At 64.8% G+C, this 12,832-nt stretch carries 13 protein-coding genes; 9 read left to right on the top strand and 4 right to left on the bottom strand.

Translation table 11 applies throughout. From position 1 onward, the window contains the following. Positions 1-31: 31 nt before the first annotated feature. The 4 genes from N5C88_RS26550 to N5C88_RS26535 all read right to left on the bottom strand — a co-directional run bounded on the left by N5C88_RS26550 (position 32) and on the right by N5C88_RS26535 (position 3,119). Positions 32-835, bottom strand: coding sequence for a hypothetical protein (locus tag N5C88_RS26550; protein ID WP_059373329.1), 804 nt, complete (start codon positions 833-835; stop codon positions 32-34). 1 nt (position 836) lies between these two features. Continuing rightward, the gene (locus tag N5C88_RS26545; RefSeq protein ID WP_280016555.1) at positions 837-1,505 is read right to left on the bottom strand and encodes a hypothetical protein; all 669 of its coding nucleotides are present in this window, start codon (positions 1,503-1,505) and stop codon (positions 837-839) included. Positions 1,506-1,644: 139 nt separating this feature from the next. Beyond that, entirely contained in the window at positions 1,645-2,124 is a 480-nt protein-coding gene (locus N5C88_RS26540) for a VOC family protein (RefSeq protein ID WP_059373333.1), read from the bottom strand. A 56-nt stretch (positions 2,125-2,180) separates the two neighbouring features. Beyond that, positions 2,181-3,119, bottom strand: a complete 939-nt coding sequence (locus N5C88_RS26535) for a helix-turn-helix transcriptional regulator (protein WP_165867805.1) — start codon at positions 3,117-3,119, stop codon at positions 2,181-2,183. A gap of 29 nt (positions 3,120-3,148) precedes the next feature. Here N5C88_RS26535 and N5C88_RS26530 point away from each other — a divergent pair, with 29 nt between their 5' ends. The 9 genes from N5C88_RS26530 to N5C88_RS26490 all read left to right on the top strand — a co-directional run bounded on the left by N5C88_RS26530 (position 3,149) and on the right by N5C88_RS26490 (position 12,818). Continuing rightward, positions 3,149-4,705 (top strand): DUF1254 domain-containing protein, encoded by a 1,557-nt coding sequence (locus N5C88_RS26530; RefSeq protein WP_280016554.1) that lies wholly within the window; start codon positions 3,149-3,151, stop codon positions 4,703-4,705. A gap of 92 nt (positions 4,706-4,797) precedes the next feature. Beyond that, positions 4,798-6,285 (top strand): DUF1254 domain-containing protein, encoded by a 1,488-nt coding sequence (locus tag N5C88_RS26525; RefSeq protein ID WP_118932121.1) that lies wholly within the window; start codon positions 4,798-4,800, stop codon positions 6,283-6,285. 215 nt (positions 6,286-6,500) lie between these two features. Continuing rightward, entirely contained in the window at positions 6,501-8,102 is a 1,602-nt protein-coding gene (locus N5C88_RS26520) for a sensor domain-containing diguanylate cyclase (RefSeq protein WP_280016553.1), read from the top strand. 15 nt (positions 8,103-8,117) lie between these two features. Then, a complete protein-coding gene (locus tag N5C88_RS26515; RefSeq protein ID WP_280016552.1) occupies positions 8,118-8,903 on the top strand; it encodes a hypothetical protein in 786 nt (261 codons plus the stop codon). A gap of 93 nt (positions 8,904-8,996) precedes the next feature. After that, positions 8,997-9,935, top strand: coding sequence for a hypothetical protein (locus N5C88_RS26510; RefSeq protein ID WP_223283259.1), 939 nt, complete (start codon positions 8,997-8,999; stop codon positions 9,933-9,935). A 145-nt stretch (positions 9,936-10,080) separates the two neighbouring features. Next, positions 10,081-10,857 (top strand): DUF899 domain-containing protein, encoded by a 777-nt coding sequence (locus tag N5C88_RS26505; RefSeq protein ID WP_280016551.1) that lies wholly within the window; start codon positions 10,081-10,083, stop codon positions 10,855-10,857. A gap of 221 nt (positions 10,858-11,078) precedes the next feature. Beyond that, the gene (locus N5C88_RS26500; protein ID WP_118932117.1) at positions 11,079-11,642 is read left to right on the top strand and encodes a hypothetical protein; all 564 of its coding nucleotides are present in this window, start codon (positions 11,079-11,081) and stop codon (positions 11,640-11,642) included. 102 nt (positions 11,643-11,744) lie between these two features. Then, positions 11,745-12,230: a nucleoside deaminase gene (locus tag N5C88_RS26495; RefSeq protein ID WP_280016550.1), complete on the top strand. Its 486-nt coding sequence runs from the start codon at positions 11,745-11,747 to the stop codon at positions 12,228-12,230. Positions 12,231-12,329: 99 nt separating this feature from the next. Next, complete coding sequence (locus tag N5C88_RS26490; protein WP_280016549.1) at positions 12,330-12,818, top strand: hypothetical protein; 489 nt, start codon at positions 12,330-12,332, stop codon at positions 12,816-12,818. The last annotated feature ends 14 nt before the right edge of the window (positions 12,819-12,832 follow it).

Genomic DNA, 12,832 nt, shown 5'->3' with positions numbered 1-12,832 from the left:
CGCTTCTCCTGTTGGGTGCGTGAAAGCCGGCTTACTGGCGCTCGTAATAATCGACCTCGATGCGGTCGGTGCTCAGGTAGCCGCAGAGGTTGGCCGGGAAACGCGCCCGGCTGCATGCCGCATACGCGTTTCCGAACAGGACGGAGCGTTTGAGCAGGTGACGGCGGCCCGCCGCGCGGTCTTGATCGGCGGTCTGGAGGAGTTCCGCGTGCAATTGTTCATTCGCGACGCGGAACGGCCGCAGGATCTCCGCCTCGAACTTGCGCGCAACACGCACTTCCGCCTCGCTGGCCGGCACGCTGGAATGTTCAGGGTCATAGTCCTCGAACAGATTGTTGGGCCCACGGCGCGCGCAGTAGAACGCCTGGTAATAGGAGCCGCTCGCGGGCAGCCTGAGCTTGGTCTGAGCGAAGTAGACCAGGGACGGCAAAAGAGCGTCCCAGGAGGCCGTAATCCTGCTCGTGCGTGGGTTCACCACTGCTGCGTTCAAGGGCATACAGGCGCCGGCCGGAACGCGGTTGGCGCCCAGGTAGGCAAGCATGGCCGTTGCGTACCGGTCGCTGTAGCGCAGCACAGCCTCGTAATTGCCGCTGAGATGACTGCCTATGATCGCGCCGTGCTCCACCATGCTGCAGTAGCCGTCGATGGACAGCCCGTCCTGGCAATAGGTTGCCAGCGCGCGCTGCATGCCAGGCCCCATCGCCTGAAAGCCCTGGTCCAAGGCGCTGGAATAAGCCTTGTACAAGGCTTCGCTGTTTCCCATTCCCGAGCCCTGCGGAGCGCCCAGGGTCGAAGACGCCAGCACGGCCGCCATGACCGACGCGAACAATGACATGTCACTTCTCCAGCTGGGTGGCCGAAAGCCGGCTGCGGTCGCGCGCGCTCAGCACGGTATCGGGATAGCGGTAGGCCCAGCGGCCGTCCTTGCATTGGTAGACGCGTCCGCCGTACACGACGGTCGACCCTTCGCTGTAATAGTTCAGATGCGCGGCATCCGAGGGCCGCGTGAAGTACTCGCAGGCCTGGCCGGCGTAATCGAGCCCGGGGTCCTTGGCCCCGGCCTTGGCTGAAGCCGGAGGGTTCGGCGCGTCGGCGGGCGCATTGCGGGGCTTGTCGCGGCTGGCGGAACCGCTACCCCACGGATTCAGCGCGGGATCGGCGCCATAGCGCTCCTTGATCCGGTCGCGATTCCGCAGATAGTCGGCCTCTTGCTGCTTCGCGCGGGCCTGGGCCGCCGCGCGCTGCGCCTCCTCGTACTGCTGACGCAGGCGGTCCTGCGCGTCCTGATCGAGCAGCGCGCCGTCCTGCTGGTCGGAACTGCGCAGATAATCGCTCAGCGCCTTTTGCGCCGCGTCTATGGCGGCGCCGGTGTTGTTGCTGCGCGAGGACGATGAGGAGCGCGACGTGCCGGTGGCCTCCATGGCCTGTCCGGGCCCCGCATGAGCCGCGGCGCCGCAGCCCGCAAGCACGACAAACGCCATCAGGCGAACCGCGAGCGTGGCCATGGCAAAAGCTCCCCGAGCAAGATAGCGCAAGCACTTGCCACCCTCGGGACGAACCATGCGGATGGCTGCCCCGGCGCGGCGCTTCCATGATAGATCGCGCGGTTCCCGCCGGAATCAGCCAAAAGGAGGAATCCTCCCCCTACCCCCGCCGCGCGGCCTCGATGGCCGCGATGTCGATCTTGCCCATGGTCATCATCGCGTCGAACGCGCGCTTGGCGATGGCAGGGTCGGGGTCCGAGATCGCTTCGATCAGCACGCGCGGCGTGATCTGCCAGGACAGGCCCCACTTGTCCCGGCACCAGCCGCATTCGCTTTCCTGGCCGCCATTGCCGACGATGGCATTCCACAGGCGGTCGGTCTCGGCCTGGTCCTCGGTGGATATCTGGAAGGAAAAGGCCTCGCTGTGCTTGAAGGCCGGGCCGCCGTTCAGGCCCACGCAGGGGATGCCTGCCACGGTGAACTCCACCGTCAGCACGTCGCCCTGCTTGCCGGAAGGATAATCCCCCGGCGCGCGCAGCACCTTGCTGACGGCGCTGTCGGGAAAGGTCCGGGCATAGAACTGCGCGGCTTCCAGGGCGTCGCGGTCGTACCAGAGGCAAATCGTGTTTTTGCTGGGCATGCTCGTACTCCTCTTCAGTGACAGGCGCGCCGACGTGCCGGCCCGATGCGCTGGCGCTATGAAACGCCAAGCTGGCTAGCCGCATTGAAGAAACGTCGGCGCGTCGCCGACGGCGTTTCTCCGAAAAGCGCTCGATAGCGAGTCAGCGCGTAGTTGGAATAGGGATAGCCTTGACGTTCGAAAATTTCCGCAATGGACCATTCGCCCGCCACGGCGCTGGCCAAGGCGGCATGAACCGCATGCAACTGCCGCAAGTGCAGATACTGCGTCGGACTCAAGCCAAAGCAATGACGAAAGAACGTCCTCAATGATCGATCGCCCACGCTCAGTCCATCGTAGCCGGCGCTCTTCCGTCCATCGCCGTCCATCGCCCGGAAAAGCGTCAAGGTCGCGTTGCACAATTCGTGCAAGGAAACCCCTGGTCTTCCACCAGGCGCCGGCCGCGGACGGCGGGAAAAGACCATGGTTGCGATCGCATTTTCGATCAGCACGCGGCCGGCTTCGCCAGGCATTCTCGAGTCCGCCGCACAAAGAGCGGCCTGCTGCAAGGCCGCGATGTGCGCAGGACTGGCGGTCAATACACTGGTGGTACGGGACCAGTAGCGCAAGATCCCGCCGACTTCGTCATCGGCCTGCAACAAGGGCGACGACAGAGGAATCGCGATGGTCACCCAGCTATTCGGGCCGTCGGCGCGAAAGACGAAGCCTCGGCCAGGCGCAAGAACGGCAAGCTTGTCCGGCCCCAATGCGACGCCGTTCAGCCAGGCCGAAGCCGATCCGGCATCGGATATCAGAAACATGAAATGCGTGGCCGCCACCGCGGCTTCACACAGATTCGGCACGGCTTCAATTCCGCGTTGGACAGTGATCCCGCCAACGTCCGCGTGCCCCAATCGCCAGCCTCCGTCTTGTGGCCCGAGCAGACGCACTTTCAGGTCTACGTCAACCACCGCGGCTTCGTACTCTCCGAACGATCCGAACTGGAACAGCTCCATCGAGACCCTCGCAACTTTCTGACGAGTTATTGCCGAAATTAGCATGGACTTGTAATCGAGTCACTAGTGAAAATGGCGTCTCCCGCAAGCAGTCTGGCAGTCCCCGACAGGAGCGCAGAATGAAGCATGGTGTCGCAATTCTCTCGTTTCTTTGCCTGAATCTTGCGACGGGCGCCCCGCCCGCCGTCGGTGCGCCGCAGGCGCCAGCCGGCAAAGCCGCGCTGGCCCTGCCGGCGCCTGACATCGCCATGCACCCGGAGTACGCGAAGGCGATAGGCCGCTATGCCTACATCTGGGGCTGGCCCATGGTGAACATGCAAAACCGCAGCGATCGGATCACCAAGGCGCCCCGCCCCGGCCTGCTGGGCGGCATTCTTCCTGTGGCACCACGCGGCCAGGCCGGCATGTTGCACGATTACATCGCCCCGCAAGAAACTTTCGTCACCTGCCCCAATCAGGACGTGGTGTACGGCCTGGGCTTCTTCTCGCTGGACGAGGAACCCGTGATCGCCCAGGTTCCCGACTTCGGCGATCGCTTCTGGGTTTACGCGCTCTACGACCAGCGCACCAACCAGTTCGGCGAACTGGGCAAGCCTTACAAGAGCAAGCCGGGCTTCTATCTGCTGGTCGGCCCCAACTGGAAGGGCAAACGGCCCGCAGGCGTACAGGGTGTCATCCGCAGTCCAACCGCGCTGGCCAATGCCATCCCGCGTATTTTCATGGATGACACGGAACAGGATCGCAAAGCCATACAGGACAAGATAAACCAGGTCGTGTTCTATCCGCTGAAGGATTTCGACGGGAAGATGAAGACCATAAACTGGAAGAACACACCCGATATCCCGAACCCTCAGGCCGAGAGCGCCAGCTCAGGAGAAACGCGCTGGGTAATCCCCGAGACATTCTTCGACCAGTTAGGCAAGGTGCTGGACACAGTCCCGCCGCTGCCAGGCGAGGAGGCCATGTATGCCCAGTTCCGTTCCGTGCTGGCCGCGGCGGCGCGCGATCCGGCAATCAAGGAGGCGCTGCTCCAGACCGCCAAGGAAACCGAAGAGCAAGTCATAGCGCCCTTCTTCCAGTGGAAGCACAATGGGCGCCCTGCCGGCAACAACTGGAACCGGTCCGTCAACAATGCCCAGACGGGCCTGGACTATTTCAACCGGACCGGCACCTCCAAGTCGAACATGTTCGACAACCGGCCTAGCGAAACCCAGTATTTCTATACGGACTTCGACGCGGCCGGCGCGCAGCTCGATGGCAGCCAACGCTACGAAATCACTTTCCCCAAGGGCCAGCTGCCGCCCGTCAAGGGCTTCTGGTCCCTGACGCTCTACAACAAGCTGCATCTCTTCAGCCCGAACGAACTCAAGCGCTATTCGCTCGGTACCAAGAACAAGGACCTCGCCCGCAATGCGGACGGTTCCTTGACTCTCTATGTGGGGCCGACCTCTCCTGGCAAGGACAAGGAGGCCAACTGGCTGCCCTCGCCCAAAGAGCCCATCTCGCTCTACATACGCGCGTACTGGGGCCAGCAGGCCGTACTCGACGGCAGCTGGAAGCCGCCGCAAATCAAGAAGATGGATTGACGGCCCGGAACGGCGCAGCGCCGGTCCGCCCCTCTTCCACCTCGTCATGTCTTGCGCGGGAGCGTTCCCGCACCCTCACCAGGAGTTCATTCATGCGCGCCCAACCCCGATTCAAGCTGTTGGCGGCCGCGTTGCTTGCCGCCTTTTGCGCTGGAACCAGCGCAGCCCAGGAACAAGCAGCCATCTCGCCGCTCGTCAGGCAAATCAACAATGGCAACTGGCTCGACCAAAAGGAGGCCGAAGGCCTGCGCGACGAGCTCTACTACCAACGCGCCATTCACGCCTACATGACGATGCTGCCGGCGCTCAACGTCATCGGCATGCGCGATGGCTCCGAGAAGGCGTTCGGAGCCGGCTACAACGTGCTGCCGATCTGGAAGGAGCGCATGGACGCCAAGACCATGGTGCCCACGCCCAACGCCGACGTCATCTATTCCATGAGCTACCTGGACCTGAAGAAGACCGGCCCGCTGGTGGTCAAGGCGCCCCCCAACGTCATCGGCATGTTCACCGACTTCTTCCAACGCACCATTACCGACGTGGGCGCCATCGGCCCTGACCGCGCACGCGGTGGCCTGTATCTGCTGTTGCCGCCGGACTATGACGGCCACATTCCCAGCAGCTACTTCGCCTTCAAATCGCCGACCTACAACGTGTTCCTGTTCTTCCGCACGGTCATGGCGAAGGGCGACGGCAAACCCGACCCCGCCCCCGCCGTCAAGGCGGCGGAAACCACTCGCGTCTATCCGCTCTGGGCAGAGGAAAAAAACATCAAGCCCATGGAGTTTCCGGATGCCAGCGGCAAGCGCGTGGACATGATGTATCCGGTGGACCGCCAGTTCTGGCAGAAGCTCAAGGACTTCGTCGACTACGAGCCCGTGTCCGCCATCGATCCCGAACTGCGGGGCGTGCTGGCGTCCATCGGCATCGTCAAGGGTCAACCCTTCGAGCCGACCCAACGGCAGCAGGACATGCTGCAGAAAGCCGTGGAGACCGCGCCCAGGATGATATTGGCGCTGCGCCAGTTGGGGCGGGAGGATGGACGCAACCTCTACTATAAGGACCGTCAATGGGAACGGGCCTGGGCGGGCGGCACGGCCGAATGGATGCAGGAAAGCTATCTGGACGTGAACCAGCGCGCCGGCTTCTTCCAGTATGCCTATTCGTCCGCCCCCGCGATGGTCATGCGCACCACGGGCGCGGGTTCGAAATACCCCTACACCGCCCGGGATGCCGCCGGGAATTTCCTGCATGGATCCAACACCTACAAGCTGCGGCTGCCGCCCAACGCGCCGGCGGCCTTGTTCTGGGCGGTCACGGCCTATAACGTGACTGACGGCACCATGCCGGAAACCAGGCAGCTGATGCCCTCCACCAACGGCTATTACGACATCCCCAAGCAGGCGGACGGTTCCGTGGAAATCTGGTTCGGGCCGGACAAGCCCGAAGGCACGGCGGACGCCGCCTTCATTCAGACCATCCCGGGGCGCGACTTCCTGGTCGCGCTGCGGCTGTACGGCGCGGAAGATGCGTTCTACGACCAGACCTGGAAGCCGGACGACATCATCAAGGTGAAATAGGCATAAGGGCGCGCCGGCACCGACGTAACGGGAATTCCCAGGCCTGATGGCATCAGGCCGTCCGTGTTGGCGGCAACTCACATTTTTCTCCGGTAAATCAACGGCGGATCGCCATTCCGGGCGTCAGCTCTTGCGGCCCGCCCCCAGCCCATTTATCTTTGCAGACTAAACGCAGTCGATACACCAACACGCATGGAATATTGCACGGAGTCTCGATGAGCCCTCGGTCTAGCCACGCAGGCCTGCGCAAGCGCAAAATCGGCCTGCTTGCAGTGCTGGTCGTCCTGGCCGTGCTGAGCGTCGCCGTCGGTTTTTCCAACGCCATGTACTCCAGCTACCAGGTACAGAAGGCGCAGATCATCAAGAATGCGCTGGCCGCCAACCACGCGCGCGCCGAGAAGCTGGCCGAGGTCATCGACGTCTACATTGCCGCCTTGCATCGCCAGGCCCGCAATGCCGCCGGCCAACTCGCTGCCTCCATGGGAAAACCGCAAGCGCTGCAGAGCGAATTGCAGCGCCTGGCCGGCCAGGTCGACTCGCTGCACGCGGTCATGCTGGCCGACGCCGAAGGCCGTATCGTTGCCCGCTCGCCTACGGGCCAGCTTGCGGATGCAAAGATCCTCCGCCTTGCCGATCTGGGCGTGAGCGCCCCAGGCTCGGGCGCCTGGGTGACGGAGATACCCGGCGCGCAGGCCGCGGTGCTTACCGTGGCCGAACCCGTGGAAGACGCGGCCGGCGCGCCCCAGGCCTATCTGGCCATTGCCATCACGCTGGATGCCGGCAGCGGCATGGACCGGATCATCGGCGACCGGGACGAAATCGCCGGCATGTCGGTGTTCCTGGTCGGCAGCAACGGCGACGTGCTGTACCGCCGGCACGCCGCGCCCGACACGCTCGATCTGGCCAGCATCGAATCGGCCCGGAACGTCGGCGCCGCCCTGCATCCGAAGGCGGACGGCGGCGCCGTATTGACCGGCTACGCGCCCTTGCCCAAGGGCAATTGGGCGGTGGTGGCGCAGCGTACGCTGGATCAGGTACTGTCGCCGCTGCGCGAATTGCTGGGGGATGCGCTGCGCTCCGCCATCCCGGCCATCGCGCTCACGCTATTGCTGGTGTGCGGCCTGGCCTATGCCATCGCATCGCCGCTGTCGCGCCTGACGCGCGCCATGACCGCAGGCAAGTCGGGCGGCGTGGACCTCGCGCGGCTCAACGCGTGGTACGCCGAGGCCGACACGTTGCGCGAGGCCGTCCGATCGACGCTGGACCAGCATCAGGACGAAGTGGGACGCCTGAACACCCAGGCGCTGACGGATCCGATGACCGGTCTGCTGAACCGCCGGGCCATGACCGAGGTGCTGAACGCCTACGCGGCAGACGGCGCATCCGTGGCGGTCATCGCCATGGATCTGGACCACTTCAAGCGCATCAACGACAGCTTCGGCCACATGACGGGCGACAAAGTGCTGATCGCGCTGACCGAGGTGATCCGCGCCGGCCTGCGCGACCAGGACCGCGCTTTCAGGGTGGGGGGAGAAGAATTCATCGCCCTGTTGCCCACCGGTTCGGCTGAAAAGGCTTGCGAGGTTGCCGAACGCCTGCGCACGGCCGTGGCCCGCCGTCTCATGCCGGACAGCGTGGGCCGCGTGACGATATCCATCGGCGTCGCGCTCTGGCCGCAGGACGGCGAGTCCGCTTCCGAAGTCATACGGCGGGCTGACGAGGCCCTGTACGCGTCCAAGCAGGCGGGGCGCAACCGCGTCACGCTGTGGCGCGACCAGGCCCAGGCTGTGCCGCCGTACCCTACCAACCGCAATTGAACGCGTGGTGACCTGATGAACTATTCCCTTCTGCTGGCGGGTCTGGCGGTCCTGTTCTTCGCGCTGCTGCTGCTTGCGATGCGCATCGGCAAGCGCCTGGGCCATCGCGCCGACGACAAGAGCGGCGCCGGCGCCGCCGCCATCGAGGCGTCCGTGTTCGCGCTGCTGGGCCTGCTGGTGGCTTTCACGTTCTCGGGCGCGGCGCAGCGCATGGCCGAGCGCCGCAACCTCCTGGTGCTCGAGGTCAACGCCATCGGCACGGCCTGGCTGCGGATCGACATGCTCAATGCCACGGACCAGCCCAAGCTGCGCAAGCAGTTCCGGCGCTACGTGGACGGGCGCATCGAATACTACAGTCACGTTTCCGACCTGGGCCAGCGCGAAGCGATCGCAGGCCGGGTAGGCGCGCTGCAGAAAGAAATCTGGACCACGTCGATGAGCGCCGCCCGCAATACCGTGCCGCCCTTCGCGGCGTCGTACATAGGCGCGGTCAATGACATGTTCGACGTGTCCACCGCCCAGACCGTGGCGCAAAAGGTCCATCCCCCCGTCGCCACCTACGCGTTCCTGGTGTTTCTGGCGCTGGTGTGCGCCTGCCTCATCGGATCCAAACTGGCGGTCGCCCAGCGCGACAGCATGCTGCACCAGCTGGTCTATGCGGTGGTCATGACGGCAGCGATCTACATCATCGTGGATTTCGAATTTCCGCGGATAGGAACCATCCGCATCGACCAGAGCGACGCTCTGCTGGCAGCCCAGCGCCAATCCATGGTTGACCCGCCTGCCGCCACCGCCCCCTAGATTGCCTGACGCCCCAAGGCTGGCTGCCGCCATTGGACACGCATTCGTTCCGGAGATGACATGCCCCTGCCCCTGAGCATGGCGAAACGACATATGGGCTGGCTGCTTGCCCTGCTGGCCTGCGCAGCGGCTGCTCCCGCCCTGGCACAGCAAGGCTTGCGCCTGAGCAAGGACGATCTGCAGAAGCGCGCCAACGGCGTGCTGGCCATCATGTCGTTCTCCATCGTGCCCGACATCACGACCAGCGCCCTGAACATCGGCGCCGGCACTGGATCGGTCTCCGGGTCCAGCGAATTCTCCATGTCGCAGCTGGGCGGCGGCGACACCATTTCCAAATCCGTGCCCATCTACCTTGAAGGCGTGCTGGCCTGGAGCCGCTACGATCCGACTTTCGTCGCCACGCAAGGGGCGGAGTCTCGCACCGTCCCCACCAAGTGGAACAGCGTATCCGCCACCGGCGGCATCGGCTGGGACTTCAAGCTCACGGACGAGCTGAAACTGCGCCCCATCTTCAATTTCGCGCTGGGCAATGTCACCAGCGACCTGCGCGCGGCCAGCTGGTATGTGGGACGCCAGACTGGCAAGGACATCGATTTCCTGGACAAGGGTTCGCTCAACGCCTACGGCCTGGGCGGCTCGCTCATGTTGGATTACGAGCACTACCGACCCGGCTACGAGGTCGACGTGGAGCTGCGCTATTCGGACCTGCGCCTGCAGAGCTTCGACAGCTCCGCGGCCGTGCAAGGCCATGCCACGGCGCAATCGGCCAATCTGTGGGCGCGCTACCGCGCCCCCACGGGATTCGTCATGCTGCAACGGCCGCTGCGCTACGTGCTGGAACTGACGCACTCGGAGTTCCTTGGCGACCAGCGCGGCATCCTGGGCTTCGACCGGCTGACCTCGGTGGGCGCCGGCCTTGAGCTGGACTCCAGCGCCTACAACATGATCATCACCCGCACCCGGCTGGTGGGCCGCTATGTGTTCGGCAACAACGTGTCGGGCTTCTCGGTGGGCTTGGCGGTAAGTTTCTGAGCCGGCCGCCGGCGGAATTGCGCCGGATTTGTTACTCCCCCCTCTCTGCCCTGCGATGCCAGACTGTTTCCAGGCCACCGAGCAGCCAGTCTGCGCGCAGACCCTTGCGCCAGGGCGCCGGCCCGCGATAAGGAGGTAGGAAATCATGACTGCATCAAGCAATGGCATCCCCATGCGCACGCCCCCGGTCGTCTCGCCCCAGGACTGGGAAACCGCCCGCCAGCAGTTGCTGGTCAAGGAAAAAGCCCACACCCGCGCCCGCGACGCGCTGGCCGCCGAACGCCGGCGCATGCCTTGGACGGAAGTGGCCAAGACCTATGTGTTCGAGGGACCCTCGGGCACGCTCTCCCTGCCCGACCTGTTCGACGGCCGCCGCCAACTGATCGTCTACCGCGCCTTTTTCGAACCGGGCGTGTACGGCTGGCCGGAACATGCCTGCCGCGGCTGCTCCATGGTGGCGGACCAGGTCGCTCATCTGGCGCACCTGAACGCCCGCGACACCACGCTGGTCTTTGTTTCCCGCGCGCCGCAGGCGGACATCGCGCGCTTGAAAGCGCAGATGGACTGGAAAATGCCCTGGTACACGCTGACCGACGGCTTCGATGCCGACTTCGGCGTAGACGAGTGGCATGGCACCAATGTGTTCTATCGCGACGGCGGCCGCATTTTCCGCACCTACTTCCTCAACAACCGCGGCGACGAGCAGATGGGCGGCACCTGGAACTACCTGGACATCACGCCGCTGGGGCGCCAGGAAGCCTGGGAGGATTCGCCCGAGGGCTATCCGCAGACGCCGACCTACAAGTGGTGGAACTGGCACGACAGCTATGTGCCGGACGCCGCGCCCGACAGGAAATGGGTCGAGATTTCCGATGCGGGCGAAGCCGCCTTCCGGGCGCAGAGCGCAGCCGCCAAACAGTGAGTGGGCGGGGGGCATGGACTGGCGCGGCGTCTGGCGGTATTCATTGGTAATGCAAATAACCAATGGATACACAAGCTCAAACAACAGCAATTATCGGGGTCCGATGACCATGCTAAGTTATGCGCCCGCCGACCCTCGGCCCAGGCGCATCCCTGGCGGCGTCCCCGTCAGGTTGCCCGGACCGGGCGGCCGCGCCCTCCTACCCTTACTTGACGAGAACCATGCACAAGAACCTCGAGCGCGACACCCCCATCGCCCTGGGAAAAAAGCGGATGTCCAGCCTGCTGCTGGCGGCAAGCCTGGCCATGGCCGCGGCTGTGCCGACGATGGCTGCGGCCCAAGTGAGGGCGCATCAAGGCGCTTCTGCCCCGACCGCTGCGGCTCCGGCCGCGGCCGCGCCCTCGGGTTCGGCGCAGAAGACCGACATCCAGAACCAGGCCGCCTACGAGCGCCTGATGAACAACAGCGGCATCACGCTGCAATGGCTCTGGTCCGCCCAGCGCGGCCACCTGACCGCGACGGATGAAAACGACGTGGTCCGCATCGAGGGCACTCAGGCCAACCACGAAGGCACGCTGAAGATCAAGGGCGATATCGTCTCCATCGCCAGCGACCGCTTCATCTTCCGCGGCACGATCCTGATCCTGGACGCGCCGGACAAGGGCCGGCGCTGCGAGCGCAACGGCGAATTCGAGTTCCGCGCGACCGGCAAGCGCAAGTACTGGCGCCTGCAGCAGATGGAAGCCTGCGGCGGGCTGACGGACTACGTGGACGTGTATTACTGAGCCAGCCTGCAACAAGGCTATGCTTGCGGATGCATGCCGGCGGCCTCCCCACCCACAGCCGCCGGTCCCCACGCGCCGCGCGGCATACACAAGGAGGCTCGCATGATTACAGAAACGGACAAGAAGCACCTGGCGCGCTGTATCGAACTCGCCAGACAGGCGCTGGAAGCTGGCGACGAGCCCTTCGGCTCGGTCCTGGTCTCGCCCGACGGCGTGGTCCTGTTCGAAGACCACAACCACGTCTCCGGCGGCGACCGCACGCGGCATCCGGAATTCGAGATCGCGCGTTGGGCCGCCAGCAATGTGCCGGCGGCCGAGCGCGCCGCCTGCACCGTCTATACCTCGGGCGAACACTGCTCCATGTGCGCGTCGGCGCATGGCTGGGTCGGATTGGGCCGCATCGTCTATGCCAGCTCCTCCGCGCAATACCGTGAATGGCTGCGGGAATGGGGTGTCGCCCCCACGTCCAAGGTGCGGCCGCTGGCCATCGCCGAGGTCGTGGACGGCATTCCCGTCGAAGGACCGGTGCCGGAGTTCGCCGAACAGGTCAGGCTGCTGCACCAGGAAAGAATGCGGCGCCGGCCCTAGGCGGCGGCGCCTTGCCCGGATCGCGGTTACCGCCGGTCTCAATCGTCAGCAGCAATCCGCAGTATTCTCGCTGCACCGCATTATGAACAGGACTCCCGCATGCCCTCTGCCCTGACCAAGTGGCTCACCTGCATCGCGTTCGGCCTGCTCGTCGCCTGGGCCAGCGGCGGCGTCGTCAATCCGGTCATGCAGCACGCGTTCGGGCTGGCGGACTTGACTGGGCTTGCCTACATGGCAGCGCTGGACAAAATGCTGATCACGACGGGCATCGTGTCGCTGCTGATAGGCTTGGCGCTCGTCGCGGCGCTGGTCCGCATTCCCAATTTCCGCCGCCTGATCGGCTGGGGCTGCGCCATGCTCGGCCTGGCCGTCCTGCTGAACCTGCTCGGCGCCCTGCTTGCAATGGAACCCGGCATCTTCAATCCGGCCACCGGCGGCAAGCAGGCGGCCAACGACGCCTATACGGCGCTGTTTTTCTGGGCGCTGATTTTCGGCTTGCCTTATTTGGGGGCCGGCCTGGCACTGACCATAGGCGGCTGGGTGCTGATCCGCAAGAATCCCGGCCCCGGCGCCGCCAAGCCGGCATGACACGGGTGCCACGC

Origin of the sequence: Achromobacter sp. GD03932, assembly GCF_029839485.1 — a bacterium.
GTDB classification, from domain to species: domain Bacteria; phylum Pseudomonadota; class Gammaproteobacteria; order Burkholderiales; family Burkholderiaceae_B; genus Achromobacter; species Achromobacter bronchisepticus_A.
Note: the sequence above shows the minus strand (reverse complement) of the source record. Positions and strands in the feature narration are given on the sequence as shown.

Bases quoted from the DNA above. Each gene is read 5' to 3' on its own strand.
- N5C88_RS26520 (WP_280016553.1), top strand. From the start codon at position 6,501: ATGAGCCCTCGGTCTAGCCACGCAGGCCTGCGCAAGCGCAAAATCGGC.
- N5C88_RS26535 (WP_165867805.1), bottom strand. From the start codon at position 3,119: ATGGAGCTGTTCCAGTTCGGATCGTTCGGAGAGTACGAAGCCGCGGTG.
- N5C88_RS26525 (WP_118932121.1), top strand. From the start codon at position 4,798: ATGCGCGCCCAACCCCGATTCAAGCTGTTGGCGGCCGCGTTGCTTGCC.
- N5C88_RS26540 (WP_059373333.1), bottom strand. From the start codon at position 2,124: ATGCCCAGCAAAAACACGATTTGCCTCTGGTACGACCGCGACGCCCTG.
- N5C88_RS26500 (WP_118932117.1), top strand. From the start codon at position 11,079: ATGCACAAGAACCTCGAGCGCGACACCCCCATCGCCCTGGGAAAAAAG.
- N5C88_RS26490 (WP_280016549.1), top strand. From the start codon at position 12,330: ATGCCCTCTGCCCTGACCAAGTGGCTCACCTGCATCGCGTTCGGCCTG.
- N5C88_RS26495 (WP_280016550.1), top strand. From the start codon at position 11,745: ATGATTACAGAAACGGACAAGAAGCACCTGGCGCGCTGTATCGAACTC.
- N5C88_RS26550 (WP_059373329.1), bottom strand. From the start codon at position 835: ATGTCATTGTTCGCGTCGGTCATGGCGGCCGTGCTGGCGTCTTCGACC.
- N5C88_RS26515 (WP_280016552.1), top strand. From the start codon at position 8,118: ATGAACTATTCCCTTCTGCTGGCGGGTCTGGCGGTCCTGTTCTTCGCG.
- N5C88_RS26545 (WP_280016555.1), bottom strand. From the start codon at position 1,505: ATGGCCACGCTCGCGGTTCGCCTGATGGCGTTTGTCGTGCTTGCGGGC.
- N5C88_RS26510 (WP_223283259.1), top strand. From the start codon at position 8,997: ATGGGCTGGCTGCTTGCCCTGCTGGCCTGCGCAGCGGCTGCTCCCGCC.
- N5C88_RS26505 (WP_280016551.1), top strand. From the start codon at position 10,081: ATGACTGCATCAAGCAATGGCATCCCCATGCGCACGCCCCCGGTCGTC.